A 26,072-nucleotide genomic window follows, 5' to 3' on the forward strand; every position below is an offset into this window, starting at 1 on the left:
AGGCCGGAAAGGAGCGGGGATGGAGTTCAAGATCACGCTGACCACGGAGGAGATCGTTCGGGGCTTGAAGCATTACCGCCGCATCGCCAAGCAGGACGTTCTCCGGGCGCCGGAGACGCCGAACCCGGAGGTCTTTCGCCGCCATGCGGAGGCCCGGCGCGAGATCTACGCCAAGCTGGCCGAGGTGGCCGAGGCCGAGGGGCCGGAGGCCGTGGTGCAGTACGCCCTGGAGCTTTACAAGTCCCTGCCCTTCGTCACCGGCACCCCGGAGGACCAGTACCCCGAGATCAAGGGCCAGGAAAACGCCCTGGAGAACTTCTTCCTCATGATCGGCCTGGACCCCAAGACCCGGCGGGAGGCCCGGAAGGCCCGGAAACCGCTGCAATGACCCTGGAACTCCTGCAAGCCCAGGCCAAGGCCTGCACCGCCTGCCGCCTGGCGGAAGGCCGCACCCAGGTGGTTTTCGGGGAAGGAGATCCCGACGCAAAGCTGATGATCGTGGGGGAAGGCCCCGGGGAGGAGGAGGACAAGCAGGGCCGCCCCTTCGTGGGCAAGGCCGGGCAGCTTCTGAACCGTATCCTCGAGGCCGCCGGCATCCCCCGGGAATCGGTCTACATCACCAACATCGTCAAGTGCCGCCCTCCAAATAACCGCGCCCCCCTGCCCGACGAGGCCAAGATCTGCACCGACAAATGGCTCCTGAAGCAGGTTGAGCTCATCGCCCCCCAGATCATCATTCCCCTGGGGGCGGTGGCGGCGGAGTTTTTTCTGGGGGAAAAGGTCTCCATCACCAAGGTGCGGGGGCAGTGGTTTGATTGGCACGGCATCCGGGTCTTTCCCATGTTCCACCCCGCCTACCTCCTGCGAAACCCCAGCCGCACCCCGGGAAGCCCCAAGCACCTCACCTGGCTGGACATCCAGGAGGTGAAGCGGGCCCTGGACGCCCTGCCCCCCAAGGAGCGCCGCCAGGTAAAGGCGGTGAGCCAAGAACCCCTCTTCTAGGCCCGGCTCCAGGGGGTGTAGAGGACAGGCAAGGGGCTTACGAAAGGTTCCGCGTAGTCCACCCCCAGGTAGTTGCCGAAGTAGCGGCGCATGGCCTTACGGGCTTCCAGGCCCTTAGGGCCCACGGTTTCACTCACCGCCTCCCCGGAAAACTGGCTCCTATAGGCCAACACCGCCTGCTCCCACTGGTCTATGAAGGCGGAGATCTTCACCAGGAAGCTGGGAGTAAAGGGATGGTTTCCGGGATAGAAGAAAAGCCGCTCCACCCGGTGGGGCTCGCCCTCGACCGGGGCTTTCCCCAAGCCCGCCAGGTGCACCGCCGCCACCGCCAAGCGGCTTGCGGCCGTGTGGTCGGGGTGGCGGTCGGCCTCGAGGGGGGCGAACACAATGCGGGGCCTAAGCCGCCTCAGGGCCTCGGCCAGCTTAAGGCGCTGCTCGGGTACGTCCAGAAGCCCCCCGTCGGGCAACCCTAGGTTGCCCCTAAAGTCCAAGCCCAGGATGCGGCTGGCCTCCGCCACCTCTTTCGCCCTTTCCTCCGGGGTGCCTTTGGAGCCCATCTCCCCGCGGGTGAGGTCCAGAATCCCGGTGCTAAGACCCTCCGCCTTGGCCCGGGCCAGGGTGCCACCACAACCCAGCTCCCCGTCGTCGGGATGAGGGGCCAAGACCAGGAGATCAAGCACGGCCTTCCTCCCTCTCCCCCAAGCGCCTTTCCGTACCCGCCTGCAGGCGCTTTAGATTCTCCCGGTGGGTCCAGAAGATGAGAAGGGCCATGAGGGCCACAGTGGCCACCTCCCAAAAGGGGCGGGCCAAGGCCAGGGCCAGGACCGTGGCCGCCACCCCCCCGGTCATGCTCCCCGCGGACACGTACCGGGTGAGGAGCATCACCGACACCCCGATGGGGAAAGTCCACAGGGCCAGGACGGGATCCAGAAAGAGGAGGGTGCCAAAGCTGGTGGCCACCCCCTTCCCTCCCTTAAACCCCAGGAAGAGGGAGTAGTTGTGGCCCAACACCGCCGCCAAGGCCACCCCGCCCAAAAGCGGGCCCTCTATTCCCACCGCCCGGGCGATAAGCACGGCAAGCCCCCCCTTGAAGACGTCAAAAAGGGCCACCACCAAGGCCGGCCCCGGTCCCAAAACCCTAAGGACATTGGTGGCCCCTATGTTCCCCGAGCCCACCTTGCGGATATCCACCCGGTAGGTTCTGGCCACCAAAACCCCTGCGGGGATGGACCCAAAGAGATAGGCCAGCAAAAGGACCAAAACCGCCGACACCATAGGGAAGATTCTAACTGCTAGCCGAAGTGTAGCCCCTTAAGGCCACACGAAAGAAAGCCCGGGACAAGAGGAACAAAAAGGAGGCCAGACCCCAAGCCCAGAGGGAAACCGTCCCCCGCCCCAAAGCCACCTCCGCCGGCACGGTGGTGAGGAAGGCCACGGGCACCACGAAGGTAAAAAAGACCCGGTATAAAGCCGGGTAGGCCCCCACGGGGAACCGCCCCGCCTCCAGAAGCCCCCGCAAAACCTCGGTGACGTTGTAGATCTTCACGAACCAGATGCTGGTGGTGGCCAGCAAGAACCACAGGCTATAGAGCATCAAGGCCCCCAGAAACCAGTACCCGGCGAAGGCCAGGTAGCCCAAGCCCCCTAGCTCCAGGCGCCCCCCCGCATATACAAGAAGGCCCATCCCCAGGAGGAAATCCCCCAGGCCCCAAGGGGAAAACACCCTAAAGGAAAGCCAAAACTGGGGGTCCAGGGGCTTTAAGAGCACGAAGTCCAAGGTACCTTGTTGCACATGTTCCACGATCTTGTTGAGGTTGGGGGCCAAGAGGGTGCTCCCCAGACCCTGAAGGAGGGTAAAGGCCGCCAAGACCAAAAGGGCCTCCTCCCAGGACCAGCCCCCGGGACGGTACCCCCCTTGGTAGAGGAGAAAGAGGCCGAAAAGGGCCCCAAGAAGGGTGAGGGCTGAGGAAAGGAGGCCCAGGAGGAAGTTCAGGCGGTACTCCATCTCCGCCGCCAGGCTCAGGCGCAGGAAAAGGGCGAAAACCCTCAGGTAACGCACTTCTCCATTACACCACGGGTAGACTTAAGGGGTGTCAAGGACGCCTGTGGTTCTAGCCCAGGACCTCACCAAGCACTACCGGGTGGCCCTAAAGGAGGAAAGCCTTCTCGCCACCTTGCGCCACTTCCTTTTCCGCCAGTACCGCACGGTGCAGGCGGTGGAAGGGGTGGGCTTCCGCATAGACCGAGGGGAGGTGGTGGGCTTCCTGGGGCCCAATGGGGCCGGAAAAACCACCACCTTGAAGATGCTCACCGGCCTCATCCACCCCACCCGGGGCCAGGCCGTGGTGGCGGGGCATGTACCCTGGCGGCGGGAAAAGGCCTTCCTGAAGAAGATCACCTTGGTGATGGGCAACAAGCAACAGCTCATCTGGGACCTCCCCGCCTTGGATACCTTCCGCCTCAACGCCGCCATCTACGAGATCCCCGAGGAGGAGTTCAAAAAAAGGGTCCGGGAGCTTTCCGAAATGCTTTCCCTCACCGAAAAACTACACCAGCCGGTGCGCAAGCTCTCCTTAGGGGAAAGGATGAAGGCCGAGCTTCTAGCGGCCCTTCTCCACCGTCCGGAGGTCCTCTTCCTGGACGAGCCCACCTTGGGTCTGGACGTAAACGCCCAGGTGGCGGTGCGGGAGTTCATCCGGGAGTACAACCGGCGCTACGGGGCCACGGTGCTCCTCACCAGCCACTACATGGCGGATATCGCCGCTTTGGCAGACCGGGTCTTGGTGATCCATCAAGGGAAGCTCCTCTACGATGGCGCCCTGGAAGGGCTCTTGGAGCGCTTTGCCCCCTACCGGGAGGTGGGGCTCGTCCTGGCCCAGCCCTTGCCCAAGGAGGCCCTCCTTCCCTTCGGAGAGGTGAGGGTCCTCGAGGGCCTAAAAGCCCGACTTTTAGTGCCCCGGGAACGGCTCACGGAAAGGGTGGCGGAGATCCTCAATAGGCTTCCCGTGGAGGACCTGGAGGTGCGGGAACCCCCGCTGGAGGAGGTCATCGCCCGGGTATACAAGATAGCCCCTTTGGCGCACACCTTGGAGGAAGTATGAGGAAAGCCCGGGTTTTGCTCTCCGTGTACCTGGCCTACATGCTGGAGTACCGGGCCGAGCTATTCCTCTGGGCCTTGGCGGGAGCCCTTCCCCTCATCCTCCTTGGGGTGTGGACGGAGGCCGCCCGGGGTGGGGATTTCCCCCTTAGCCCCGGGGAGTTTGCCCGCTACTTCTTAATGGTGTTCCTGGTTCGCCAGGCCACGGTGGTCTGGGTGGTGTGGGAGTTTGAGCGGGATGTGGTGGAGGGCCGGCTCTCCTTCCGGCTCCTTAGACCCCTGGACCCCTTTTTTGAACACTTAGCCGCCCACGTGGCCGAACGGTTGGCCCGGCTTCCCTTCGTGGTCCTCCTCGTCCTTCTCTTCTTTTGGATCTTCCCCGAGGCCCGCTTTGTGCCTGAACCCGTTCCCCTTTTGCTGGGGCTTCTCTTCACCTTTTTGGCCTTCTTGCTACGCTACCTGATGCAGTACACCACCGCCATGCTCACCTTCTTCACCGAGCGGGCGGTTTCCCTGGAGGAGGTCTTCTTCCTCCTCTACCTGTTCCTTTCCGGGACCATTGCGCCCCTCGAGGTCTTCCCCGAACCCCTAAGGACCCTGGCCCTCCTCACCCCCTTCCCCTACCTGGTCTATCTGCCCGCCGCCCTCCTGGCTGGGCAGGAGGTGGACCTCCTCCCGGGGGTCTGGGTCATGCTCTTCTGGGGTGGAACCCTCCTTCTCCTTTGGCGGCTTCTCTGGCGGCTTGGGCTTAGGCACTACTCCGGCCACGGAGCATAATAGGGGCATGGCCACCCGTTACCGCTTCCGCGTGGAGGAGTTTGAGCGGGCCTTCCGGGGCGTGCCCCGGGTAGAGCTCCTTCGGGGAGAGGTATACCAGATGAGCCCTAGCGGTCCCAAGCACTTTCTTGCGGTGATGCGCTTAGACCCCAGGTTGAAGGAGGCCCTTCAAGGCAAGGCCTTGGTGGCGGTGCAGTCCCCCCTCCATCTTGCAGAGGATTCTGAGCCTGAGCCCGACCTCATGGTGCTCAAATCCCCTTTAGAGCGCTACGAAGGCCGACTCCCTAAGCCTGAGGATGTCCTTCTCCTCATAGCGGTGGCGGACGCCTCCTTGGAGTTTGACCGGGAGGTGAAGCTTCCCCTTTACGCCGAGGCCGGGATTCCCGAGGTGTGGCTGGTGAACCTCAAGGAGGACCTCCTGGAGGTCTACCGCGAGCCCAAGGAAGGGCGCTACCGCTCCATCCGCCTCCTCTCCCCTTCGGAGGCCGCAAGCCCCTTGGCCTTCCCCGAGGTCAGCCTGCCTTGGGCACCGTCTCCTTAAGGCTGGGGTGGAGGAGGGCGTAGGCGTAGCCGTCGGTGAGGGCCTTAAGGGAGGCCTCGAGGATGTTCTCGCTGGCCCCCACGGTGCTGAAGCGCTCCTCGCCCCGCTTCATCTCGATCATCACCCGCACCCCGGAGTTGGTGCCCGACTCCTGGCCGGCGAGGATGCGCACCTTGTAGTCGGTGAGCTCCACGTCGGCAAGCTCCGGGTAAAACTGGAGCACGGCCTTGCGAAAGGCCCTATCCAGGGCGGAAACCGGCCCCGAGGGGCTTTCTGCGGCGGTGTGCTGCAGGCTTTCCCCCACCCTAACCCGCACCGTGGCCTCGGCCCAGGCGGTGTCCAGGCCGCTTCCATGTACGAAGACGGAAAACCCCTCCACGTTAAAGGGCAAGCTCCCTCCTTTTAGGCGGTGAGCCAGGAGATAAAAGCTGGCCTCCGCCCCCTCAAAGGCGTACCCCTCGTACTCCAGGGCCTTGACCTCGTCCAGTAGGCGCTTGGCCTCCTCCTTGGAAAGGTCCACCCCCAGCTCCTGGAGCTTGGCCAGGAGGTTGGAACGTCCTGCTACATCGGAAACCAGAAAACGCCGGCTATTCCCCACCCACTCGGGGGGGATGTGCTCGTAGGTGCGGGGGTTCTTCAAGACGGCGGAGACGTGTACCCCGGCCTTGTGGGCAAAGGCCGACTCCCCCACGTAGGGGGCCCGGCGGTTGGGGGTCTGGTTGGCCCTTTCGTCCACGAAGTGGGAGAGGTCCTTCAGGCCCTTCAGCCTTTCTTGGGGGATGGCGGGAATGCCGTACTTGAAGACCAGGGTGGGGAGAAAGCTGGTGAGGTTCAGGTTCCCGCACCGCTCCCCATAGCCGTTGACGGTGCCCTGGGCGTGGGTGGCCCCCGCCCGCACCGCCGCCAAGGCGTTGGCCACCGCCAGCTCGGCGTCGTTGTGGGGATGGATGCCAATCTTTAGGCGGGGAAAGCGGTCCACCACCGCCTTGGTGATGGCGTACACCTCCTCGGGAAGGGTGCCCCCGTTGGTGTCGCAAAGGACCAGGGTGTCCGCTCCCCCTTCCGCCGCCGCCTCCAGGGTGGCCAGGGCGTAGCCGGGGTCCTCCTTGTACCCGTCAAAGAAGTGCTCTGCATCGTAGATCACCCGCCTTCCCCGCTTGGCGAAGAAGGCCACGGTGTCCTGGATCATGCGGAGGTTCTCCTCCAAGGTGGTCTCCAGGGCCTCCAGAACGTGAAGGGTCCAGCTTTTGCCAAAGAGGACCACCACCGGGGTCTTTGCCCCCAAGAGGGCCAAGACGGAAGGGTCCTCCTCCGGCAAAAGCCCCTTCCGCCTGGTAGCCCCAAAGGCAGCCAGCCTGGCCTCCCCCAGGTCCACCCCCTTCATCCTTTCAAAGAACTCGGCGTCCTTGGGGTTAGAACCGGGCCAACCCCCTTCAATCACGTGCACCCCAAAGGCCGCCAGGCGCTTGGCGATGGCCACCTTGTCGTCCACAGAAAGGCTGATGCCTTCCCCTTGCGTTCCATCCCTTAGGGTGGTGTCTAGGATCTCCACCATCTCTTCTCCCCGTGGGCAGCCTTATGCCCTCTCTTGCCGTACCCCTGGCCCCAGGAAACCTTGGGGCCTCCACCCTGGCAAGGCCGGGGTGGGGTACGTTAAACCCCCCGCTGCACCTCCTCGATGGAGGGGGGGTGGCGGGTGGCACGGCCGCTGGCCAGCTTGCCGGCGGCGTCCAGGAAGGCCAGGGCGCTGGCCTCGATGATGTCGGGGGATACCCCCACCCCCACCGCCTGGAGCTCCCCCAGGCGGAGCCTCACCGTCACCTGGCCCAAGGCCTCGGTGGAACCGGTGATGGCCTCCACCCGATAAAGCTCCAGTTCGGGCCTAAGGCCGATGGCCTCCTGAATGGCCTTATACACGGCATCCACCGGCCCATCCCCCGTGTGGGTGGCGAGGCGTTCGCCGTCTGGGGTCTTCACCTTCACCGTGGCCGTGGGCAGGAGGCCCGAGCCAGAGAAGAACTGGGCATGCTCCAGGGTAAAGAGCTGGGATGCGGGTTGCCGTTCGCTTTCCACCAGGGCCTGAAGCTCCTCGGCCGACAGGGGGCCTTTCTTCTCGGCGATCTCCTTGAAGCGGGAGAAGAGCACCTTGAGCTGATCCTCGGAAAGGTCCTTGTAACCCAGGTCCTCGAGGGCCTTCTTGAAGGCCGCCCGCCCCGAGTGCTTGCCCAAGACGATCACCGCGGGGCGCCTGCCGATGAGCTCGGCGTCCATGATCTCGTAGGTGGAGCGGTGCTTCAGGACGCCATCCTGGTGGATCCCCGACTCGTGGGCGAAGGCGTTGTCCCCCACGATGGCCTTGTTGGGGGGCACGGGCATGCCGGTGTAGCGCTCCACCAGGCGGGAAACCCGGTAGATCTCCCGGGTGTTGATCTGGGTCTTGGCCTTGTACCAGTCCCGGCGCACATAGAGGGCCATGACCACCTCCTCCAAGGCGGTGTTCCCCGCCCGCTCCCCGATGCCGTTCACCGTGCACTCCACCTGCCCCGCCCCGTTCTCAATGCCCGCCAGGGCGTTGGCGGTGGCCAGGCCCAGGTCGTCGTGGGTGTGGGTGGAGATGATCACGTCCCGGCCCCGCACCACCTCATCCCGGATGCGGCGGATCAAGGCCCCGTACTCGTTGGGTGTACCGTAGCCGGTGGTGTCGGGAATGTTGATGGTGGTGGCCCCAGCCTCAATGGCCACCTCGTAGAGGCGCTTCACGAACTCCCACTCCGCCCGCATCACATCCTGGGCGGAAAACTCCACGTCGTCCACATACCTTCTGGCGTAGCGGACCATCTGGTCCGCCATCTCCAAGACCTCCTCCTCGGTCTTCTTCAACATGTGCTCGAGGTGAATCTTGGAGGCGGAGGTGAAGACGTGGATCCGGGGTTTCTCCGCCTTCTCCAGGGCCTTGGCCGCCTGGTCGATGTCCAGGGTGTGGGTGCGGGCCAAGGCGGCGATGATGGGCCCCTTTACCTCGGTGGCGATCCGCCTTACCGCCTCAAACTCCAAGGGCCCGGATACGGGGAAGCCCGCCTCGATGATGTCCACGTTGAGCCGGGCCAAGGCGTGGGCGATCTCCAGCTTCTGGTCCAGGGAAAGGGCCACCCCTGGGCTCTGCTCCCCATCCCTCAGCGTGGTGTCAAAGATCCGGATGTGCCGTTCCATCTTCTCCCCTCCTAAAAACGCACCAGGCCCCCCAGGTGGGGGGCCTTTGGAACCCACCTAGCCTACCTCCTCCAATACCCTTGCCCGCAGGAAGGGCATCATGGCCCTGAGCCTTACCCCCACCTCCTCAATGGGGTGCTCCTTCCAGCGCTTGCGGTTGGCCTCCAGGACCGGCTGGCCCACCTGGTTCTCCAGCATCCACTCCCGGGCAAACTCCCCGGCCTGGATCTGGCGGAGGATCTCCCGCATGCGCTTCTTGGTCTCCTCCACCGGCACCGCCACCTCTCCCCGGGTGTAGTCCCCGTACTCGGCGGTGTTGGAGATGGAGTAGCGCATGCCGGCGAAACCCGCCTCGTAGATGAGGTCCACAATGAGTTTCACCTCGTGCACGGTCTCAAAGTAGGCCATCTCCGGGGGGTAGCCCGCCTCCACCAGGGTTTCAAACCCCGCCTGGATGAGCCGGGTAAGCCCCCCGCAGAGCACCGCCTGCTCCCCAAAGAGGTCGGTTTCCGTTTCATCCTTGAAGGTGGTGGGGATCACCCCCGCCCGGGCCGCCCCGATGGCCTTGGCGTAGGCCAAGGCGGTGGGGAAGGCCGAGCCCGAGGCGTCCTGGTGCACGGCCACCAGGGCCGGCACCCCGCTTCCCTTGGTGTACTCGCTCCGCACCAGGTGGCCGGGGCCCTTGGGGGCCACCATCCAGACGTCCAGGTCCCGCCTGGGCTTGATCTGGCCAAAGTGGATGTTGAAGCCGTGGGCGAAGGCCAAGGCCGCCCCCTCCCTCAGGTTGGGCTCGATCTCCTCCCGGTAGACCCGGCCCTGGGTCTCGTCGGGCAGGAGAACCATCACCACATCCGCCTCCCGCACCGCCTCGGCCACGGAGAGGACCCTAAGGCCCATGGCCTCCGCCTTGGCGGCGCTTTTAGACCCGGGCCTAAGCCCCACCCGCACGTCCACCCCCGAGTCCTTAAGGTTCAGGGCGTGGGCGTGCCCCTGGGAACCAAAGCCCAGTACCGCCACCTTTTTGCCTTGAATGAAGCCCAGGTCCGCGTCGTGCTCGTAGTAGATCTTCATACCGCCTCCCGTTTTTCCCTGACCTTAAGGGTGCGCTCCCCTCGGCTCATGGCCACCGCCCCGGTGCGCATGACCTCGAGGATCCCATAAGGCCTAAGGGCCTCAAGGAAAGAGTCTATCTTCTTGGAGTCCCCGGTGAGCTCCAGGATCAGGCTCTTCTGGGCCACGTCCACCACCCGGGCCCGGAAGGCCTCCTGGATGTCCTTCACCGCCAATCGCTCCTCCACCCCCGCCACGTGGACCTTGACCAAGGCCAGTTCCCGCTCCACGTGGGGCTCGGAGTGGTCGGTAACCTTCAGGACCTCAATGAGGCGGTTCAGCTGCTTCTCCACCTGCTCCAAGGTGTGGTCGTCCCCGGAAACCACCAGGCTGATGCGGGAAAGCCCCGGCACATGGGTGGTCCCCACCGCCAGGCTTTCCAGGTTAAAGCCCCGGCGGGCGAAAAGCCCCGTGATGCGGTTCAACACCCGGGGGTGGTCCTGCACTAAAACGGAGATCACGTGCCTCACGCCTCCACCTCCTCCCTTTCCTCGGGGTGCTCGAGGATCATGTCCTCCGCCGCCCCGCCTGCGGGGATCATGGGGAAGACCCCCTCCTCGTGGTAGACCTTAAACTCCGCCACCACGGGGCCATCGGTGGAAAGGACCGCCTCCACCCCCTTCATGAGGTCCTCCTTGCGCTCCACCCTCACCCCCTTGATGCCGTAGGCCTCCGCCAGGCGGGCGAAGTCGGGGTTGGAGTCCGCCAGGTACACCTCCGAGTAGCGCTTGGCGTGGAAGAGGTCCTGCCACTGGCGCACCATGCCCAGGTAGCCGTTATTGAGGATCACCACCTTCACGTCCAAACCGTACTTCACCACCGTGGCCAGCTCCTGCAGGGTCATCTGGAAGGAACCGTCCCCGTCAAAGTCGATGACCAGCTCGTCAGGGCGGGCCACCCTGGCCCCGATGGCAAAGGGCAGGCCCACCCCCATGGTGCCCAGGCCCCCGCTGGTGATAAAGCTTCTGGGCCGGGTAACGGGGAAGTACTGGGCGGCGAACATCTGGTGCTGCCCCACCCCCGTGGTCACAATGGCGTGCCCCCCCGTGGCCTCGGCGAAGGCCCGGATCACCTCCGGGGCCTGCAAATGGGGCCGAGGCTTCCAGCGCAAAGGGTAGCGGGTGCGCCAATCCTCCAGCTCCCGCCACCAGGAGGCAAGCCTTAGGGGCTTGGCCCCCTTCAGCATCTCCCTAAGGACCAGCCGGGCATCCCCCACGATGGGCACGTGGGTGCGCACCAGCTTGCCGATCTCTGCGGGGTCGATGTCCACGTGGATGATGGTGTGGGCGTGGGGAGCGAAGCGGGAAACCTTCCCCGTGACCCGGTCGTCAAAGCGCAGGCCGATGGCCAGGATCACGTCCGCATGGTGGATGGCCCGGTTGGCGGCCACCGTGCCGTGCATGCCGGGCATGCCCAGCCAAAGGGGATGATGGCCAGGGAAGGCCCCCAGGCCCATGAGGGTGGTGATCACCGGGATTCCCGTTTTCTCCGCAAAGGCCAGAAGCTCCCCGTGGGCGTGCTGCGCCCCACCCCCCACCATGAGAATGGGCTTCTCCGCCCTCTCCAGGGCATCCAAGGCCCGCTCTATTTGCTTGGGGTGGCCCTTGGTGGTGGGCTTGTAGCCGGGAAGGTCCAGTTCCACCTCAAAGGTGCCGGTGAACTCGGAAAGCTGCACGTCCTTGGGCAGGTCAATGAGCACCGGCCCTGGCCTCCCCGTGGAGGCGATGTGGAAGGCTTCCCGCACCACCCGGGGGATGTCGTTCACCTCCTGCACCAGGTAGTTGTGCTTGGTGATGGGCATGGTGACCCCGGTGACGTCCGCCTCCTGGAAAGCGTCGCTGCCGATCAGGGCCCGGGGCACGTTCCCGGTGATGGCCACCACCGGGGTGGAGTCCATATAGGCATCCGCCAGACCCGTGACCAGGTTCAAGGCCCCGGGGCCGCTGGTGGCCATCACCACCCCCACCCGGCCCGAAGCCCGGGCATAGGCGGTGGCGGCATGCACCCCCCCCTGCTCGTGACGCACCAGGATGTGGCGGATGGGACTGTCATAAAGGGCATCGTAGACCGGCATGATGGCCCCACCCGGGTGGCCGAAGATGACCTCCACCCCCTCCCGCTCCAGCGCCTTTAAAAGTGCCTCCGATCCCTTCATTTCCCCCTCCTAAACCAAAACCCCCCGGGTTTTCCGGGGGGTTTTGGATGCGCCCTACGACGCTACACCCTACCCCCCGCCGGTCCTACGATTAGGACTAGGCCTAGGGATAGGACGAGGCCGAAGCGCATCTTGGGCCTTATCCTAGCCTCCTTTGTGAAGGGTGTCAAGAGCCAAGGCGGCGAGCGATGGCTGATATGGCCACCCTTGCGTGCTCCCGGCCATTTTCAATGAAGACGGAGCGGGTGTCCGGCCCAAAGGCACAAGAACCGATGGCAAAAAGCCCCTTGCGGGAGGTTTCCCACTCCGGCGAAAGCCAGGGCTTCTCCCCTTCATAGCGCACCCCCGCCCCCTTTAAAAGCCGGTCCTCCGCCCGGTAGCCGATCTGGACCAGGACGAAGTCCGCTTGCAAAAACCCCTCCCCTTGGGGCCCTTCCAGGACCAGACCCTCCGGGGTGATGGCCTTGACCCGGGTTTCCATCACCGCCCTTATGCTTCCCTCCTTCACCCGGTTCTCAAAATCAGGGAGGAGCCAGTACTTGACGCTGGGGCGCACCCACTTCCCCCGGTGGACCAAGGCCACCTCCGCCCCACCCCGAAAGAGGTCCAGGGCCACCTCCACCGCGGAGTTGCTCCCCCCCACCACCGCCACCTTCCTGCGGAAAAAGGGGGCCGCCTCCTCGTAGCGGTGGAAGACGTGGGGCAGGTCCTCCCCCGGCACCCCCAGGCGGTTGGGGTTGCCGAAGTAACCGGTGGCCACCACCACATACCGGGCGGGAAAGGCTTTTTGCCCAAAGCGGTCCTTGGCCAGCACCCGGAAGGCTCCCTCCCCGCCCTCTATGGCCACCGCCTCCGTGTAGGTGAGCACCCTAAGCCCTTCCCTCTCCGTCACCCTTTGGTAGTAGAGGAGGGCCTCGAGGCGGGTAGGCTTGGGCCCTTGGGAGACCAAGGGATGCCCCCCGATCTCAATGTTTTTGGCCTCGGAAAAGAAGACCATCTGCCGGGGGAAGCGGAAAACGGTTTCCGCCACCGTGCCCCTTTCCAGGATCAGGTGGGTCAGCCCCAAGCGCTTGGCCTCTATGCCCGCCGCCAGCCCCACCGGACCCGCCCCCACGATGAGCACATCCACCATGCCCCCCAGTCTACGCCGCCATGTAGACTCTTTCCCATGGAGTGGCTCACCAATCCCGAGGTCTGGATCGCCCTGGTTACCCTCACCGTGCTGGAGGTGGTGCTGGGCGTGGACAACGTGATCTTCATCAGCATCCTGGCCTCCAAACTGCCCACGGAGCAACAGGACCGGGCCCGGGTTTTGGGCCTTTCCCTAGCCGCCCTTACCCGCATCCTCTTCCTCCTCTCCATCGCCTGGATCATGGCCTTAAAAAAGCCCCTCTTCGCCCTTATGGGCCATGAGGTGACCGGCAAAGACTTGGTCCTGATAGCCGGGGGGCTTTTCCTCATCTACAAGGCGGTAAAGGAGATCCACGAAAAGCTGGAAGGGGAGCCCGGCCACGCCATCAAGAGGGTGGCCCCCTCCTTCGCCTCGGTGATCGGGCAGGTGCTCCTACTGGACATCGTCTTTTCCATAGATTCCGTGATCACCGCCGTGGGCCTCACCCGCCTCGTCCCGGTGATGGTGGCGGCCATCCTCCTCTCCGTGGCCATCATGCTCTTGGCTTCCAAGGGGATCTACGCCTTCGTAAACCAGCACCCCACGGTGAAGATGCTGGCCCTTTCCTTCCTCCTTTTGGTGGGCTTCACCCTGGTGGCCGAGGGCACGGGGGTGCACATCCCCAAGGGCTACGTCTACTTCGCCATGGGCTTCGCCGTGCTGGTGGAGTGGCTCAACCTTCGCGCCGGGCTTAGGGGAAAACCCGTCAAGCTCCGCGAGCCCTACGAGGAGGAGGCGTAAAATCGGGTTGGAGGTGGCGTATGGAATACCGGATGGAACGGGACACCATGGGCGAGGTAAGGGTGCCGGCGGACCGCTACTGGGGTGCCCAAACCCAGCGTTCCTTAGAGCATTTCCGCATTGGGGCTTGGCGCTTCCCCATGCCCCTGGAGGTGATCCGCGCCTACGGCATGCTGAAGAAAGCCGCGGCCAGAGCCAACCTGGAGCTGGGGGAGCTACCCGAGGAGATCGCCTTGGCCATCATCCAGGCGGCAGAGGAGGTCATCGCCGGGAAGCTGGACGACCACTTCCCCCTGGTGGTCTTCCAGACGGGTAGCGGCACCCAGACCAACATGAACGTGAACGAGGTCATCGCCAACCGGGCCTCGGAGCTTTTGGGGAAGCCCCTGGGCTCCAAGTACGTCCACCCCAACGACCACGTGAACCGGGGCCAGAGCAGCAACGACACCTTCCCCACCGCCATGTACGTGGCCGTGGCCCTGGCCCTGCACGAAAGGCTCTACCCGGCGGCGGAGGCCCTCATCGCCACCTTTGAGGAGAAAGCCAAGGCCTTTGACGGCATCGTAAAGGTGGGGCGCACCCACCTGATGGACGCCGTGCCCATCACCCTGGGGCAGGAGGTGGGAAGCTGGGCCGGCCAGCTCAGGAACACCCTGGCCATGGTGAAGGAAGCGGAAAAAGGCCTCTATAACCTGGCCATCGGGGGCACGGCGGTGGGCACGGGCCTGAACGCCCACCCTCGGTTCGGGGAGCGGGTGGCCCAGTACCTGGCCGAGGAAACCGGGCTTCCCTTTAGGGTGGCGGAAAACCGCTTCGCCGCCTTGGCCGCCCACGACGAACTGGTACAGGTGATGGGGTCCTTGCGCACCCTGGCCGGGGCCCTGATGAAAATCGGCAACGATATCCGCTGGCTGGCCTCGGGGCCTTACGGGGGCATCGGGGAGATCTTCATCCCCGCCAACGAGCCCGGGTCCTCCATCATGCCCGGCAAGGTGAACCCCACCCAGGTGGAGGCCCTCACCATGGTGGTGGTGCGGGTCTTCGGCAACGACCACACCGTGGCCTTCGCCGGAAGCCAGGGGAACTTCCAGCTCAACGTCTTCAAGCCGGTGATGGTGGATGCGGCCCTCGAGTCCATCAAGCTCCTGGCGGATGCCATGGAATCCTTCAACGAGCACCTGGCCAAGGGGATAGAGCCCAACCTGGAGCGGATAGAGGAACACCTCCAGAAAAACCCCATGCTGGCCACCGCCTTGAACAAGGCCATCGGCTACGACAAGGCTGCGGAGATCGTGAAGAAGGCCATCAAGGAGAAGAAAACCCTCAAGCAAGCTGCCCTGGAGCTGGGCTACCTCACGGAGGAGGAGTTTGACCGCATCGTGGTGCCCATAAGGCTGGCCAAGCCCCATGAGGCCTGAGGGCCATTTGTGAGAACGCCCACCCCCAAGCGGGGTGGGCACTACTATAGTAACGGTCGCTGCGCACCACGGAACTGGCCGCACCATGGGTTCGCCACCGGGCGCCGCTTGCCTTCCCGGGTCGCGGCGCGCACCAGCGGTTCGGCGCCCTCGCTCACGCCTGCGCGACGGCGAGCAGCCGCCGGCTGTCGAGCGTGAGTGGTCCGCCCTCGTCGCCCAGCAGCTCGACGCGGGCGAACCCGGCCCGCAGCAGCTCGTCCCGCAGCTCCACCGGCGTATACAGCCGCAGCCCGTACGCGAACCGGCGCACACGCCCGTCCCGGACGATGGTGCGGTCGGTCTGCACGCGCCCGGTGAGCGGTTCGTACCCGGTGCGGTCGATCATCAGGTCGTCGCCCCGGCGGACCACGTCGAAGCGCACCGGCTCGCCGGGCGGCAGGCTGCGCAGGATCCGGTCGCGGTGGACCGTCTCGATCAGCAGCCGGCCGCCGGGCCGCAGCACGCGCCGGAACTCCGCCAGCACGCGGCGGTTCTCCTCGTCGTCGAAGTAGCCGAAGGAGGTGAACCAGTTGACCACGGCGTCGAAGTCTCGCCCGAACGGCAGGGCCCGCATGTCGCCGTGGACCCACTCGACGCCGACGCCCGCGGCCGCCGCGGCCTGGCGGGCCCGCTCCAGGAACAGCGGGCTGGCGTCGAGGCCGGTCACGCGGCAGCCTCGGCGCGCCAGGCGCACGGCGATGCGGCCGTGCCCGCAAGGCACATCCAGCACATCCGCCCCCGGACCGAGGTCGAGGAGCCGGGCGATGAGCTCGGCCTCCTTCTCGTTGCGCTCGTCGTGCAAGAAGGTCTCGTAGAAGTACAGGTAATCCTCGTCGAACACGGCGTCCCAGTGTGCACCCGTCATCGGCCATCCCCCCGCGGCGCGGCACCGGCCCCGGTGCCGGAGCTTTGGCCAAATTATAGTGCACCGCCCGCCGTCCGGGAAGGACCGCCAGATGGATCGCTGGACAGCGGGCGCCCGCCGTGCTATGTTAACCCAAGTTGCTACCTATCCCGAGGCCTGAAAAAATAGTGGCCGCTATGCTGTCGCGCATCATAGCGGCCTTTTGCATTATAGACGATGCCCTCCAGGCCCTGGGCTACAAGGACGACCCCCAAGCCAAGACCCCAGCCTCCGCCATCCTGACCCTCGCCATCCTGGCCGCCATGGAACTGGGCGGCAAGCACAACAAGGCCCTGGCCCTCGCCAAAGACCTGCGCCTCTTTACCTACGTCCCCTCCCCAAGTCGCTTCAACCGCAGACTCCACGCCCTATACCCCTTCTTCCTCCCCCTTCTCCACCTCCTAGCCCAGGCCTGGAAAAACCTCCACCAGGCCCAGGCCTACGCCTTGGACACCTTCCCCCTCCCCGCCTGCGAGAATATCCGCGCCCCCCGCTCCCGCCTTTTCCCAGACAAGGCCTACCGCGGCTTCATCCCCAGCAAACGGGTCTACTTCCACGGCCCCAAGCTCCACCTCCTGGTGGACGACGGGAAGTTTATCCATGAAGTGAGCCTGACCCCGGGAAGCCTACATGATCTGAGCTCTTTGCTCCTTCTTCCCCTGGACCTTCCCGAGGGGGCGGAGCTCTACCTGGACCGGGGGTACGAAAGCCACTTCTATGAAGACCTCCTCCGGGAGGCGGGGGGGATTGTGCCCATGGTCATCCGTAGAAGGAACAGCCGGCGGTATGTGCCTTGGTTGCAGTACCTGGCCATTGTGGGGCGGCTGCTTTCCCGTGAGGGAAACACCTAGGGGGTGGTGGAGACGGTGGGCAGTATGCTCCATGCCCTCTTCCCGCGGCGCATCCATGCGGTGACCCAGGAGGGTTTTGTGATCAAGGTGCTCTCCTTCATCTTGGCCCACAACCTAAATCTCTTGGCTCAACAAATGCTTGGGTAGCAACTTGGGTTATAGTAAGGTTTGGGAGGTGAGGTATGCCGTATCCGTTTACGCTACCGGAACTGGGTTACCCGTACGAGGCCCTCGAGCCCCACATCGACGCCAAGACCATGGAGATCCACCACCAGAAGCACCACGGGGCCTACGTGAACAACCTGAACGCCGCCCTGGAGAAGTACCCCTACCTGCACGGGGCGGAGGTGGAGGTGCTCCTGCGCCACCTGGCCGCCCTGCCCGCGGACATCCAGACCGCGGTGCGCAACAACGGGGGTGGGCACCTGAACCATAGCCTCTTCTGGGAGCTCCTAACCCCCGGGGGAGCCAAGGAGCCGGTGGGGGAACTTAAGAAGGCCATCGACGAGCAGCTTGGGGGCTTCGCCGCCCTGAAGGAGAAGCTCACCCAGGCGGCCATGGCCCGCTTCGGCTCCGGCTGGGCTTGGCTGGTCAAGGATCCCTTCGGCAAGCTCCACGTCATCTCCACCCCCAACCAGGACAACCCCGTCATGGAGGGGTTCACCCCCATCGTGGGCATCGACGTGTGGGAGCACGCCTACTACCTCAAGTACCAAAACCGCCGGGCGGACTACCTAGCCGCCATCTGGAACGTGCTGAACTGGGATAAGGTGGAAGGCTTCTTCCAAAAGGGTTAAAGCTCCAGGCCTGTCCCCCGGCTTAGGGTCGGGCAACCCCCCGCAACAGGGGGGCCAAGGCCTTTTTTAAGGCCCTGAGGGCCAAGGACACCTTCCAGGCTCCCTTGTCCCGCACCCCCGCGGGGTTGGAGATGGCCCGCATTTCCCCTCCCGGGATGCCCAAGGCCAAGCAGGCCCGGGCAAAGGCCGCTCCCTCCATGCTTTCCACCTGGGCTCCCCAACGCAAGGCGAGGGCCTCCGCCTCCACCAGGCTTTCGGAAACCCGGTCCTGGGTGAGGCCCACCACCACCTGCAGGCCCAGGGCCCGGGCCAGGCCCTCCGTGAGCCCTTTATCTAGGGGAAAACGGTTGTAGTAGGCCTTCTCCCCCACCTCCAGGGCGGGGAAACCCATGGGTTCTAAGCCCTCCCTGGTGCCCAGGTCCGCCTCCACCTCCTCCCTCACCAGGACCAGATCCCCAAGCCGGAGGCCCGAGCCCGGATAGGCCCCGGCGATGCCGAAGAGCAAGGCCTTCTCCACCGGATTCTGGCTGGCCCAGGTCGCCAGGGTCAGGGCGGTGTTCACCTTGCCGATGCCGGTTTCCAGGTAGACGAACCCGTTCCCTTTGAGGCCCTTCCTTCCCAAGAAGGCGAAGGGTTCGCCCCGGAGGAAGGGAGCCTCGAGGGCCGTGGGGGAAAGGAGAAGCCACATCACTCCACCACCCTAAACCCCAAGGCCTCCGCCCGCTCCACGAAGAACAGGATGTTCTCCGCCTTCACCTCTCCCCCCAGGCTTTTGCGGTCAAAGGCCTCCTCCGCCGCCAGGATCATGGTCTCCGCCAAGCAGGCGGGCACCTGGTCGGGGGCACCAAAGTGGAGGTCCAAGGTGGCCCTGGCCCGCCCAGGAAGCCGCACCACCCCCCCGGGGATGACCCGTACCCCCGGCACCTCCCTCACCGAGGGGTGCACGTCGGGGGGCACCCCCTCGTCATAGATCCAGGCCCCGGGCTTCACGTGCTCGGGGAAGATCACGGGATTGGGGTCGCTGGTGGCGGTGAAGACCAGGTCCGCTTCCCGGATGGCGGCCACCTCGGTGGTTACCTGGATCTCGGGCGCCTGCCTCTTTCGCTCAAGGTTTTTCCGAAGGCTTTCCGCCGCCTTTTCCAGCCTATCCCGGTCCCTCCCCACCAGGATGAGCCGCCCCACCAGGGGAGCGATCTGCCGGGCGATGCCGAAGGCCACCACCCCGTTCGCCCCCACCACCGCCGCCGTGGTTTCCTTTAGATTCCTCCCGCTTTGGGCGAAGTGGGCCAGGATATTGGGGATGGCGGCCTTCACCGTGCCTGCGGTGTAGGCCCCCCCGTTCGTCACCTCTATGCCGGGCACCGCCTCCTGCACCTCCCTGCCCTTATCCCCCACCACGCTCCAGAAGGCCCCCAGGCCCACCACCGTGGCCCCGAGCTCCTTGGCCAGCCTGGCCCCCTGGATGGCCCGCCTCACCGCCAGCTCCGGCTTGGCCTTGATCTGGTGGGGCAGAAGGGGGGCGGAGATGAGATGGCAAAGAACCTCCCTACCGTCCGCCGTCCTAACCCCCCTCACCTCCCCCACCTTCATGGGGCGGAAAAACTCGGCCAGGCGCTCTATCCAGGCCTGTTTTAAAAGCCCCAGGCGCACCAGGGACCGGGCCCAGCGGAAGCGGGGGCTTTGCCAGAAATCCTCCACCGTGAGGGGATGGATGAGGAAGGCGCAGACCACCTGCCTTTCCGAGGGCAGGGGCAAGGGGCTACCCAGCTTGGGCTCGGTTCCCTCCAGGATACGGCCCAGGTTCTCCTTGTAGCGCCAAAGGGCCAAAAGGAGAAGGAAACCTGCAAGGGCCTTGGCCCCAGGGGAAAACCCTCCAAAAAGCATCACCCCCCAAAGCCCCAGGGGAAGCCCCAAGGCCCCCAAGGAGGCATAGCCCGTGAGGGCGTAAAGGGTTAGCCCCAAGGCCAGGGGTACCAGGCCCAGGGCCGGCTCCAAGGGCAAAGCGGCCAGGACGCCAATCAGGACCCCAGCCCCCTTGGCCCGAAGGGGCCAGGGGTCGCGGAAGAAAAGGGGGTAAAGGTGGCCGAGATACACCGCCACCCCCAAGGCCAGAAGGCCCTCGAGGCCAAGCCCCAAGGCCCTCCCGAAGGCCAGGGGCAGGTAGCCCTTGGCAAAGTCCAGAAGGAAGGCCCAAAGGACGAAGCCCAGCCCAAGCCGCCTCACGGCGGTTTCCAGCCCCAGGGTGTAGGGGCTTGCCGTGCGCAGGTCCACCCCCCGCCTCCCGGCCAGCCAGTACCCTAAGGGCAAGGCACCCAGGAAAAAGGAAAGGGGTAGGAGGAGGAGCATCATCGCAGGTAGTTTAGCCCGGCCACCGCCCCACCGGTGAGGAGGAGAACGATGAGCCCCGCGGCCAGTACCCCCAGGGAGATGGCCAGAAGGGCGTAGCGCCGCTTAAGGCCCAAGACCACCGCCAGCACAGCCCCGCTCCAGGCCCCGGTTCCCGGCAAGGGTACCGCCACGAAGAGGAAGAGGCCCAAGGCCCCCAGGCGTTGCACCTGCTCCTCCCCCTTCAGGCGCACCCGGGCCTCGAGGGCCGCCCACACCCGGGCCAGAAGGGGCAAGCGGGTTAGCAGATCCACCGCCCAGGGTAAAAGGAGAAGGGCCACCGGGGCCACCAGGAGATTGCCCAGAAGGGCCAGGAAGAAGGCCTCCCCCGGGGAAAGCCCCAAGGCCACCCCCAGGGGAATAGCCCCCCGAAGCTCCACCACCGGCAAGGCGGCCACCAGGATCACGTAAAGCTCAGGGGGCATAGGCTAACGAAAAGGGCGGCCCGCCGCCAGACCTGGAGGGAAGCCGGACGGCGGGCCACGGGAAGCCAGGCGCTAGGCGCGGGCCGCCTTGGCCTTCTCCACCAGCTCGGCAAAGACCTGGGGCTCCCGCACCGCCAGATCCGCCAAGACCTTGCGGTCCAGCTCCACCCCCGCCTTCTTCAAGCCGTGGATGAAGGAGGAGTAGTTGAGCCCGTGTTGGCGGCAAGCGGCGTTGATGCGCACAATCCAAAGCTTGCGGAAATCCCGCTTCTTCCGCTTGCGGTGGGCATAGGCATAGTTCCCGGCGGCGAAGAGGGTTTCCCGGGCCTTGCGCACGCTCTTGGAGCGGAGGCCCCAGTAACCCTTGGCGAGCTTCAGGATCTTCTTGTGCTTCCTGCGGCGGACAACCCCGGTTTTGGCGCGCGGCATCCACTACCTCCTTTACGCGTAGGGGAGGAGGAGCTTGATCCGCTCCGCCTCGGGCTTGGCCAGGGTGAACTTCCGCCCCTTCTGCCGGATCTCCTTACCGGACTTGTGCCAGTTGAGGTGCCGCTTGCCCGTCTTCATGGCCACCACCTTGCCCGAAGCGGTCACCTTTACCCGCTTCTTGGCGCCCTTATGGGTCTTCATCTTCGGCATGCTTTCCTCCCCTTTGGGAAGCGCCCCGCACCCGGGGACTTGCAGGCTCCCCAAAGCCCTCACACTATACCAGAGGCGGGGGAAAAGGTCCAGACAGGAGGCCGCTTTAGGCGGAGACCTTGGCTGGGGCCAGGAGCATGTTCATGTCCCGGCCTAAGAGCTCGGGCTTCATCTCCACCACCGCCAGGCCCTTTAGGTCCTCGGCCACCCGTTCCAGAAGCCTTTCGCCCAGTTCGGGATGGCTCATCTCCCGCCCGCGGAACATGATGGTGACCTTGACCTTGTGGCCTTCGGCCAGGAAACGCTTGATATGGTTCAGCTTGGTCTGATAATCGTGGTCGTCGATCTTGACCCGGAACTTGATGGACTTGACCTCGGTGCGCTTGGCCCTTTTGCGGGCCTCCTTCTCCGCCACCTGCTGCTCGTAGCGCCACTTGGAGTAGTCCATGATGCGGGCCACGGGAGGGTCAGCGGTGGGGCCCACCAGCACCAGGTCCAGGTCCTGCTCCTGGGCCAGGCGCAAGGCCTCCCGGGTATCCATGATGCCCAGCTGCTGCCCATCGGCTCCGATCACCCGCACCTGCCGTGCACGGATACGTTCGTTAACCAGGTACTCCTTTATCTACACCACCTCCTAGCCCGCGAGGCTTTTCCTTCGGCTTGCGGGCTAAGGGGAGTGTAGCAGGAAAACCACCGCCACTACAATGGGGGCATGGTCCAGGTGGAGCATGGCCCCATCTTTCAGGTGTTTCTCAACGACCCCGATCGCCGAAACCCCCTTTCCCCGGGGATGGTGGCGGGGCTTCTCGAGGCCCTCGAGGAGGCGGAAAACGACCCCGAGGTTCGGGTCCTGGTCCTTTCGGGCCGGGGAAGCGCCTTCAGCGCCGGCGCGGACCTGGCCTTTTTGGAAAAGGTCACGGAGATGGGCGCCGAAGAGAACTACCGCCACTCCCTCTCCCTTATGCGCCTCTTCCACCGCCTTTACACCTTCCCCAAGCCCACGGTGGCGGCGGTGAACGGCCCGGCGGTGGCGGGCGGGGCGGGGTTGGCCACCGCCTGCGACCTTTTGGTCATGGACCCGGAGGCCAAGCTGGGCTACACCGAGGTGAAGATCGGCTTCGTGGCCGCCTTGGTTTCGGTGATCCTGGTGCGGGCCGTGGGGGAGAAGGTGGCCAAGGACCTCCTCCTCACGGGCCGCATGGTGGGGGCGGAGGAGGCCAAGGCGTTGGGCTTGGCCAACCGCATCGCCAAGCCGGGCAAAGCCCTGGAGGAGGCCCTAAGCCTGGCCCAGGAGCTTGCCCAAAACGCCCCCACCTCCTTGCGCCTCACCAAGGAGCTTCTCCTGGCCTTGCCGGGGATGGGCCTCGAGGATGGCTTCCGCCTAGCCGCCCTGGCCAACGCCTGGATCCGGGAAACGGGGGACCTTAAGGAGGGCATCCGGGCCTTCTTTGAGAAGCGGCCTCCCAAGTTCTCACCCAAAGGGCAGGAACCACCCTCCTGAGGGACAGGGAAGGCATTGCCGTACAGCAGAAAGAGGGCTGGGATTAGGCAGACCCCTCGAGGTCACGGAAAATGGCGGCGACGGCCGCCCTCAACAGGGGTACATCCCGGGTAGCCGTTTCCCAAACGATCCCCCAGTCCACGGCAAAGTACTCGTGAACAGCAATGTTGCGAAAGGCCACAATGTCCGGCCAGGGGATACTTATGTACCTTTCAGTAAAACTTCTAGGAAGCCGAGCCGCGGCCTCGCCGATCACGATGAGCTTTTGCAAGACAGCGCTTTGCAAAAGCTCATCCTGTGCAAAGCTATCCTCGGTGGCACCCTCCAGGAAGCGGGCTATGGCGTCTGTTGCAGCGATAATGTCCAGAAGGTACAAGCGCTCAGGCCGCATAGATGACTTGCTCTTCTCCCTCGACCGCCTCCCGAATAGCGGGCTTCAAGCCGGAGCGGGGGACCAAGTCCACGGGCCGACCCATAAGTTGGGACAGCTCCCGAGCCATGCGGGCCAGGGTGAGAAAACCCACGCGGGTTCCCGGCTCAAACTCCACCAGAAGGTCCACGTCGCTTTCCGGACCCCAATCCCCGCGGGCCCTGGAGCCGAAGAGAGAAAGCCGCTTTACCCGGTAACGCTGGCAGAATACGGCGATCTCCTCTAGAGGGATGGGAAGGCGCTCTTCCATGGCGAACACACCCAGAGGCCTCTCCCTAAGGAAACCTCTCCCTTCATGATAGCACCCGCTTCCCATGGAGAAGAATTCCCTCCCTGGAGGCAGGTTTCCCAAACACCCACCCTTGCTTGCGTTCTCTACCCTGCACCGGGGCTTTTCGCTCCGAGTCTGATCTATACCTAGAGAACATCTAGACGCACCCTTCCCCCGACCGGGCCAGGGCAAACGGCTGGCAACGTATACTTTGCCTATGGGCCTCGTTCCCCCCTGCTTCATCACCGAGATCGTGGAAAGGGACCTGCGGGAAGGCAAGTACCCCAGGCTTCTCACCCGTTTTCCCCCCGAGCCCAACGGCTACCTCCACATCGGCCATGCCCGGAGCATCGTGCTCAACTTCGGCCTGGCCCTGGACTATGGCGGGGAGTGCAACCTGCGCTACGACGACACCAACCCGGAAACGGAAAAGGAGGAGTACACCCGGGCCATTGAGGAGGATGTGCGCTGGCTGGGCTTTACTCCGGACAGGGTCCTCTACGCCTCCGACTACTTTGAGACCATGTACCAATGCGCCCTAGAGCTCATCCGGGAGGGCAAGGCCTACGTGGACGACCTCTCGGAAGAGGAGATGAGCCAACTGAGGGCCCAGGGAAAACCCAGCCCCTACCGGAACCGGAGCGTGGAGGAAAACCTGGAGCTTTTTGAAAGGATGCGCCAAGGGGAGTTCCCTACGGGAAGCCGGGTCTTAAGGGCCAAGATCGACCCCGCCCACCCCAACTTCAAACTCCGGGACCCCGTGCTTTACCGCATCGTCCACGCCCCCCACTACCACACAGGGAACCGCTGGGTCATCTACCCCATGTACGACTACGCCCACCCCCTCGAGGACTTCATCGAAGGCGTCAGCCACTCCCTCTGCACCTTGGAGTTTGAGAACAACCGGGCCATCTACGACTGGGTGATCGAAAACCTCAAGGGGAAGTGCGGCCTACCCCTATCCCCCAGGCCCTACCAGTACGAGTTCGCCCGCCTGGACCTCACCTACACGGTGCTTTCCAAGCGGAAGCTCATCAAGCTGGTGGAGGGGGGCTACGTTTCGGGCTGGGACGACCCAAGGCTGCCCACCCTAAGGGCCCTAAGGCGGCGGGGGGTGCGGCCCGAGGCCATAAGGGAGTTCGTGCGGCGCACGGGCATCTCCCGCAACGAGGCCCGCATAGAGATGGAGCTTTTTGAGGAGGTGGTGCGGGACGACCTGAATCCCATCGCCCCCAGGGTCTTGGGGGTTTTGGAACCCCTAAAGGTGGTCCTCACCAACCACCAGGGGGAGGAGTGGCTTATGGCTCCCTACTGGCCCCGGGATATCGGCAAGGAGGGGGCAAGGCCCCTGCCCTTTTCCCCGGAGCTTTACATTGAGCGGTCCGACTTCAGCCTCAACCCCCCCAAGGGCTGGAAGCGCTTCGCCCCTGGGCAAAGGGTGCGCCTAAGGCACGCCTACGTTATTGAGCTGGAGGACGTGGTGGAGGAGGGAGGCGAGCTGAAGCTCCTCAAGGCCCGCATCGTCCCCGGCACCCTGGGGGCCAACCCCATAGACGGCCTCAAGCCCAAGGGGGTCATCCACTGGGTTTCCGCCCGGCACGCCCTGCCCGTGGAGTTCCGGCTTTACGACAGGCTATTCCTGACGGAAGACCCCGAGGAGGGGGGGGATTTCCTGGGGAACCTCAATCCAAAGGCCCTCCAGGTGAAACGGGGCTTCGTGGAACCCAGCGTGGCCCAGGACCCCCCCGACACCCGCTACCAGCTGGAACGCCTGGGCTACTTCTGGCGGGACCCCGTGGACTCGAGGCCCCACCACCTGGTCATGAACCGCATCGTGCCCCTCAAGGAGGGCTACCGGCCTCAGTAGAGGGGCCTAAAGCCCCACGCTAAACCCCACCGCGGCCCCGATCCCAAAGCCCGTGCTGGGAGACAGGTAAAGGGTGGGGTGGGCCTCCACGTACACCCCCACGAGGGGCAAGGGCAGGTTCAGCCAGGTGCCCAACACCGCCCTAAGCCCCCCCTGGCCCCGGGCGTCCTGGGGCAGGGTAAGGGCTGGTCCGTTACCGTAAAACCCCCCTAGGCCCAGGTAAAGGTCGGTGAGGGGGACCTTCAGGAGGAGGTCCACCCCTGCGCCCAGGGCCTCGAGGCCCACCCCTCCGTACACCCTGCCGTCCAGGATGAAAGGCACCAGGGGAAAGCGCAATCCCCCCTGCACCCCAAAGAGGCTCCCCACGCTCACCTCGGCCCGCTGGGCCAGGCCCAGGGCCAAGGCCACCGCCAAAACCGCCAACGCTTTACGCATGCCCCACCTCCTGCAAAAGGGTTTCCAACCCGGCCATCCTGGCCCGGTGAGCCCCGGGCTCATAGTCCACCAGCACCCCTTCCACCCCCAGCATCCCCAAGGCCCTCAGGAAGGCTTCCTTCAGGGCCCGGCTGGCCAAAGGGCTCACCCGCATGCCCAGGTGCGGGTGCCGCTCCAAGAAGGCCTGGGCTAGGGCCTCGGAGGTCCAGATGCCGGAAAGCCGCTTTCCCAAGGCCTCCAGCACCAGGTGCTCCCCCGGTTCCCCCTCCAGGATGTACCAGGTGCCGGATAGCTCCATCCCAGGAG

General features: G+C 64.9%; 30 protein-coding genes and 1 pseudogene. 11 read left to right on the forward strand and 20 right to left on the reverse strand.

Features of this window, described 5'->3' with window-relative positions:
* Nucleotides 1-19: 19 nt before the first annotated feature.
* Both DK874_RS03085 and DK874_RS03090 read left to right on the forward strand, forming a co-directional pair.
* On the forward strand, nt 20-388 hold the full coding sequence (locus DK874_RS03085) for a hypothetical protein (protein WP_114312577.1): 369 nt from the start codon (nt 20-22) through the stop codon (nt 386-388).
* Nucleotides 385-1,002, forward strand: coding sequence for a uracil-DNA glycosylase (locus DK874_RS03090; RefSeq protein ID WP_114312578.1), 618 nt, complete (start codon nt 385-387; stop codon nt 1,000-1,002). Before DK874_RS03085 ends, DK874_RS03090 begins: the two co-directional genes overlap by 4 nt.
* Here the strand turns inward: DK874_RS03090 and bshB1 are convergent.
* Genes bshB1 through DK874_RS03105 form a run of 3 tightly spaced genes read right to left on the reverse strand, consistent with a single transcriptional unit; the run spans nt 999 to nt 3,061 of the window.
* On the reverse strand, nt 999-1,682 hold the full coding sequence (bshB1, locus tag DK874_RS03095; RefSeq protein WP_114312579.1) for a bacillithiol biosynthesis deacetylase BshB1: 684 nt from the start codon (nt 1,680-1,682) through the stop codon (nt 999-1,001). The genes DK874_RS03090 and bshB1 overlap by 4 nt on opposite strands.
* Entirely contained in the window at nt 1,675-2,277 is a 603-nt protein-coding gene (gene plsY / locus DK874_RS03100) for a glycerol-3-phosphate 1-O-acyltransferase PlsY (protein WP_114312580.1), read from the reverse strand. The genes bshB1 and plsY overlap by 8 nt, the downstream gene beginning before the upstream one ends.
* Before the next feature lie 10 nt (nt 2,278-2,287).
* The gene (locus DK874_RS03105) at nt 2,288-3,061 is read right to left on the reverse strand and encodes an ABC transporter permease (RefSeq protein ID WP_114312581.1); all 774 of its coding nucleotides are present in this window, start codon (nt 3,059-3,061) and stop codon (nt 2,288-2,290) included.
* A 31-nt stretch (nt 3,062-3,092) separates the two neighbouring features.
* On the opposite strand from DK874_RS03105, the gene DK874_RS03110 reads away from it, so the two are divergent.
* Genes DK874_RS03110 through DK874_RS03120 form a run of 3 tightly spaced genes read left to right on the forward strand, consistent with a single transcriptional unit; the run spans nt 3,093 to nt 5,417 of the window.
* Entirely contained in the window at nt 3,093-4,103 is a 1,011-nt protein-coding gene (locus tag DK874_RS03110) for an ABC transporter ATP-binding protein (RefSeq protein ID WP_114312582.1), read from the forward strand.
* On the forward strand, nt 4,100-4,876 hold the full coding sequence (locus DK874_RS03115) for an ABC transporter permease (protein ID WP_114312583.1): 777 nt from the start codon (nt 4,100-4,102) through the stop codon (nt 4,874-4,876). The genes DK874_RS03110 and DK874_RS03115 overlap by 4 nt, the downstream gene beginning before the upstream one ends.
* A 7-nt stretch (nt 4,877-4,883) precedes the next feature.
* The gene (locus DK874_RS03120; protein WP_114312584.1) at nt 4,884-5,417 is read left to right on the forward strand and encodes a Uma2 family endonuclease; all 534 of its coding nucleotides are present in this window, start codon (nt 4,884-4,886) and stop codon (nt 5,415-5,417) included.
* Here the strand turns inward: DK874_RS03120 and cimA are convergent.
* The 6 genes from cimA to DK874_RS03155 form a co-directional block, all read right to left on the reverse strand.
* A complete protein-coding gene (gene cimA, locus DK874_RS03125) occupies nt 5,389-6,972 on the reverse strand; it encodes a citramalate synthase (RefSeq protein WP_114312585.1) in 1,584 nt (527 codons plus the stop codon). The two genes, DK874_RS03120 and cimA, sit on opposite strands and share 29 nt — an antisense overlap.
* A 98-nt stretch (nt 6,973-7,070) precedes the next feature.
* Entirely contained in the window at nt 7,071-8,627 is a 1,557-nt protein-coding gene (locus DK874_RS03130; RefSeq protein WP_114312586.1) for a 2-isopropylmalate synthase, read from the reverse strand.
* A 57-nt stretch (nt 8,628-8,684) separates the two neighbouring features.
* A complete protein-coding gene (gene ilvC / locus DK874_RS03135) occupies nt 8,685-9,698 on the reverse strand; it encodes a ketol-acid reductoisomerase (protein ID WP_114312587.1) in 1,014 nt (337 codons plus the stop codon).
* Nucleotides 9,695-10,207, reverse strand: a complete 513-nt coding sequence (ilvN, locus tag DK874_RS03140; RefSeq protein ID WP_114312588.1) for an acetolactate synthase small subunit — start codon at nt 10,205-10,207, stop codon at nt 9,695-9,697. The genes ilvC and ilvN overlap by 4 nt, the downstream gene beginning before the upstream one ends.
* A complete protein-coding gene (gene ilvB, locus DK874_RS03145; RefSeq protein ID WP_114312589.1) occupies nt 10,204-11,892 on the reverse strand; it encodes a biosynthetic-type acetolactate synthase large subunit in 1,689 nt (562 codons plus the stop codon). The genes ilvN and ilvB overlap by 4 nt, the downstream gene beginning before the upstream one ends.
* Nucleotides 11,893-12,058: 166 nt before the next feature.
* The gene (locus tag DK874_RS03155; protein ID WP_114312590.1) at nt 12,059-13,024 is read right to left on the reverse strand and encodes a YpdA family putative bacillithiol disulfide reductase; all 966 of its coding nucleotides are present in this window, start codon (nt 13,022-13,024) and stop codon (nt 12,059-12,061) included.
* A 36-nt stretch (nt 13,025-13,060) separates the two neighbouring features.
* Between DK874_RS03155 and DK874_RS03160 the strand changes: the two genes are divergently transcribed.
* A complete protein-coding gene (locus DK874_RS03160; RefSeq protein ID WP_114312591.1) occupies nt 13,061-13,804 on the forward strand; it encodes a TerC family protein in 744 nt (247 codons plus the stop codon).
* 20 nt (nt 13,805-13,824) lie between these two features.
* Nucleotides 13,825-15,222 carry a class II fumarate hydratase gene (gene fumC, locus DK874_RS03165; RefSeq protein ID WP_114312592.1) on the forward strand — a complete coding sequence of 466 codons (1,398 nt, stop codon included), beginning with the start codon at nt 13,825-13,827 and terminating at the stop codon, nt 15,220-15,222.
* A 154-nt stretch (nt 15,223-15,376) separates the two neighbouring features.
* On the opposite strand, the gene DK874_RS03170 is transcribed toward fumC, so the two are convergent.
* Nucleotides 15,377-16,102 (reverse strand): class I SAM-dependent methyltransferase, encoded by a 726-nt coding sequence (locus DK874_RS03170; RefSeq protein ID WP_169335130.1) that lies wholly within the window; start codon nt 16,100-16,102, stop codon nt 15,377-15,379.
* Nucleotides 16,103-16,302: 200 nt separating this feature from the next.
* Between DK874_RS03170 and DK874_RS03175 the strand changes: the two are divergent.
* Together DK874_RS03175 and DK874_RS03180 are read left to right on the forward strand one after the other, a co-directional pair.
* Nucleotides 16,303-17,163: pseudogene (locus DK874_RS03175) on the forward strand (transposase).
* 35 nt (nt 17,164-17,198) lie between these two features.
* Nucleotides 17,199-17,813, forward strand: a complete 615-nt coding sequence (locus tag DK874_RS03180) for a superoxide dismutase (RefSeq protein ID WP_114312593.1) — start codon at nt 17,199-17,201, stop codon at nt 17,811-17,813.
* Between the two features lie 22 nt (nt 17,814-17,835).
* Here the strand turns inward: DK874_RS03180 and mqnB are convergent, their stop codons facing one another.
* From mqnB to infC, 6 genes are all read right to left on the reverse strand, one after another.
* A complete protein-coding gene (gene mqnB / locus DK874_RS03185; protein ID WP_114312594.1) occupies nt 17,836-18,501 on the reverse strand; it encodes a futalosine hydrolase in 666 nt (221 codons plus the stop codon).
* Nucleotides 18,501-20,162 carry a glycerol-3-phosphate acyltransferase gene (locus tag DK874_RS03190; RefSeq protein WP_114312595.1) on the reverse strand — a complete coding sequence of 554 codons (1,662 nt, stop codon included), beginning with the start codon at nt 20,160-20,162 and terminating at the stop codon, nt 18,501-18,503. The genes mqnB and DK874_RS03190 overlap by 1 nt, the downstream gene beginning before the upstream one ends.
* Nucleotides 20,159-20,623 carry a COG2426 family protein gene (locus tag DK874_RS03195; RefSeq protein WP_114312596.1) on the reverse strand — a complete coding sequence of 155 codons (465 nt, stop codon included), beginning with the start codon at nt 20,621-20,623 and terminating at the stop codon, nt 20,159-20,161. Before DK874_RS03195 ends, DK874_RS03190 begins: the two co-directional genes overlap by 4 nt.
* A 72-nt stretch (nt 20,624-20,695) precedes the next feature.
* Nucleotides 20,696-21,052 (reverse strand): 50S ribosomal protein L20, encoded by a 357-nt coding sequence (gene rplT / locus DK874_RS03200; protein WP_114312597.1) that lies wholly within the window; start codon nt 21,050-21,052, stop codon nt 20,696-20,698.
* 12 nt (nt 21,053-21,064) lie between these two features.
* Nucleotides 21,065-21,262 (reverse strand): 50S ribosomal protein L35, encoded by a 198-nt coding sequence (gene rpmI / locus DK874_RS03205; protein WP_071677665.1) that lies wholly within the window; start codon nt 21,260-21,262, stop codon nt 21,065-21,067.
* Between the two features lie 106 nt (nt 21,263-21,368).
* Nucleotides 21,369-21,884, reverse strand: a complete 516-nt coding sequence (infC, locus tag DK874_RS03210) for a translation initiation factor IF-3 (protein WP_114312598.1) — start codon at nt 21,882-21,884, stop codon at nt 21,369-21,371.
* 90 nt (nt 21,885-21,974) lie between these two features.
* On the opposite strand from infC, the gene DK874_RS03215 reads away from it, so the two are divergent.
* Entirely contained in the window at nt 21,975-22,763 is a 789-nt protein-coding gene (locus DK874_RS03215) for an enoyl-CoA hydratase/isomerase family protein (protein ID WP_114312599.1), read from the forward strand.
* 43 nt (nt 22,764-22,806) lie between these two features.
* On the opposite strand, the gene DK874_RS03220 is transcribed toward DK874_RS03215, so the two are convergent.
* Both DK874_RS03220 and DK874_RS03225 read right to left on the reverse strand, forming a co-directional pair.
* Complete coding sequence (locus tag DK874_RS03220; protein ID WP_114312600.1) at nt 22,807-23,154, reverse strand: HepT-like ribonuclease domain-containing protein; 348 nt, start codon at nt 23,152-23,154, stop codon at nt 22,807-22,809.
* Nucleotides 23,144-23,443, reverse strand: coding sequence for a nucleotidyltransferase family protein (locus tag DK874_RS03225; RefSeq protein WP_114312698.1), 300 nt, complete (start codon nt 23,441-23,443; stop codon nt 23,144-23,146). The genes DK874_RS03220 and DK874_RS03225 overlap by 11 nt, the downstream gene beginning before the upstream one ends.
* 238 nt (nt 23,444-23,681) lie before the next feature.
* Here DK874_RS03225 and DK874_RS03230 point away from each other — a divergent pair, with 238 nt between their 5' ends.
* On the forward strand, nt 23,682-25,331 hold the full coding sequence (locus tag DK874_RS03230; RefSeq protein ID WP_114312601.1) for a glutamine--tRNA ligase/YqeY domain fusion protein: 1,650 nt from the start codon (nt 23,682-23,684) through the stop codon (nt 25,329-25,331).
* A gap of 6 nt (nt 25,332-25,337) precedes the next feature.
* On the opposite strand, the gene DK874_RS03235 is transcribed toward DK874_RS03230, so the two are convergent.
* Together DK874_RS03235 and DK874_RS03240 are read right to left on the reverse strand one after the other, a co-directional pair.
* Nucleotides 25,338-25,766 carry a hypothetical protein gene (locus DK874_RS03235; protein ID WP_114312602.1) on the reverse strand — a complete coding sequence of 143 codons (429 nt, stop codon included), beginning with the start codon at nt 25,764-25,766 and terminating at the stop codon, nt 25,338-25,340.
* Nucleotides 25,759-26,064 (reverse strand): DUF3234 domain-containing protein, encoded by a 306-nt coding sequence (locus DK874_RS03240; RefSeq protein WP_114312699.1) that lies wholly within the window; start codon nt 26,062-26,064, stop codon nt 25,759-25,761. The genes DK874_RS03235 and DK874_RS03240 overlap by 8 nt, the downstream gene beginning before the upstream one ends.
* Nucleotides 26,065-26,072 lie beyond the last annotated feature (8 nt).

It is taken from the genome of Thermus caldifontis (assembly GCF_003336745.1).
GTDB classification, from domain to species: Bacteria; Deinococcota; Deinococci; order Deinococcales; family Thermaceae; genus Thermus; species Thermus caldifontis.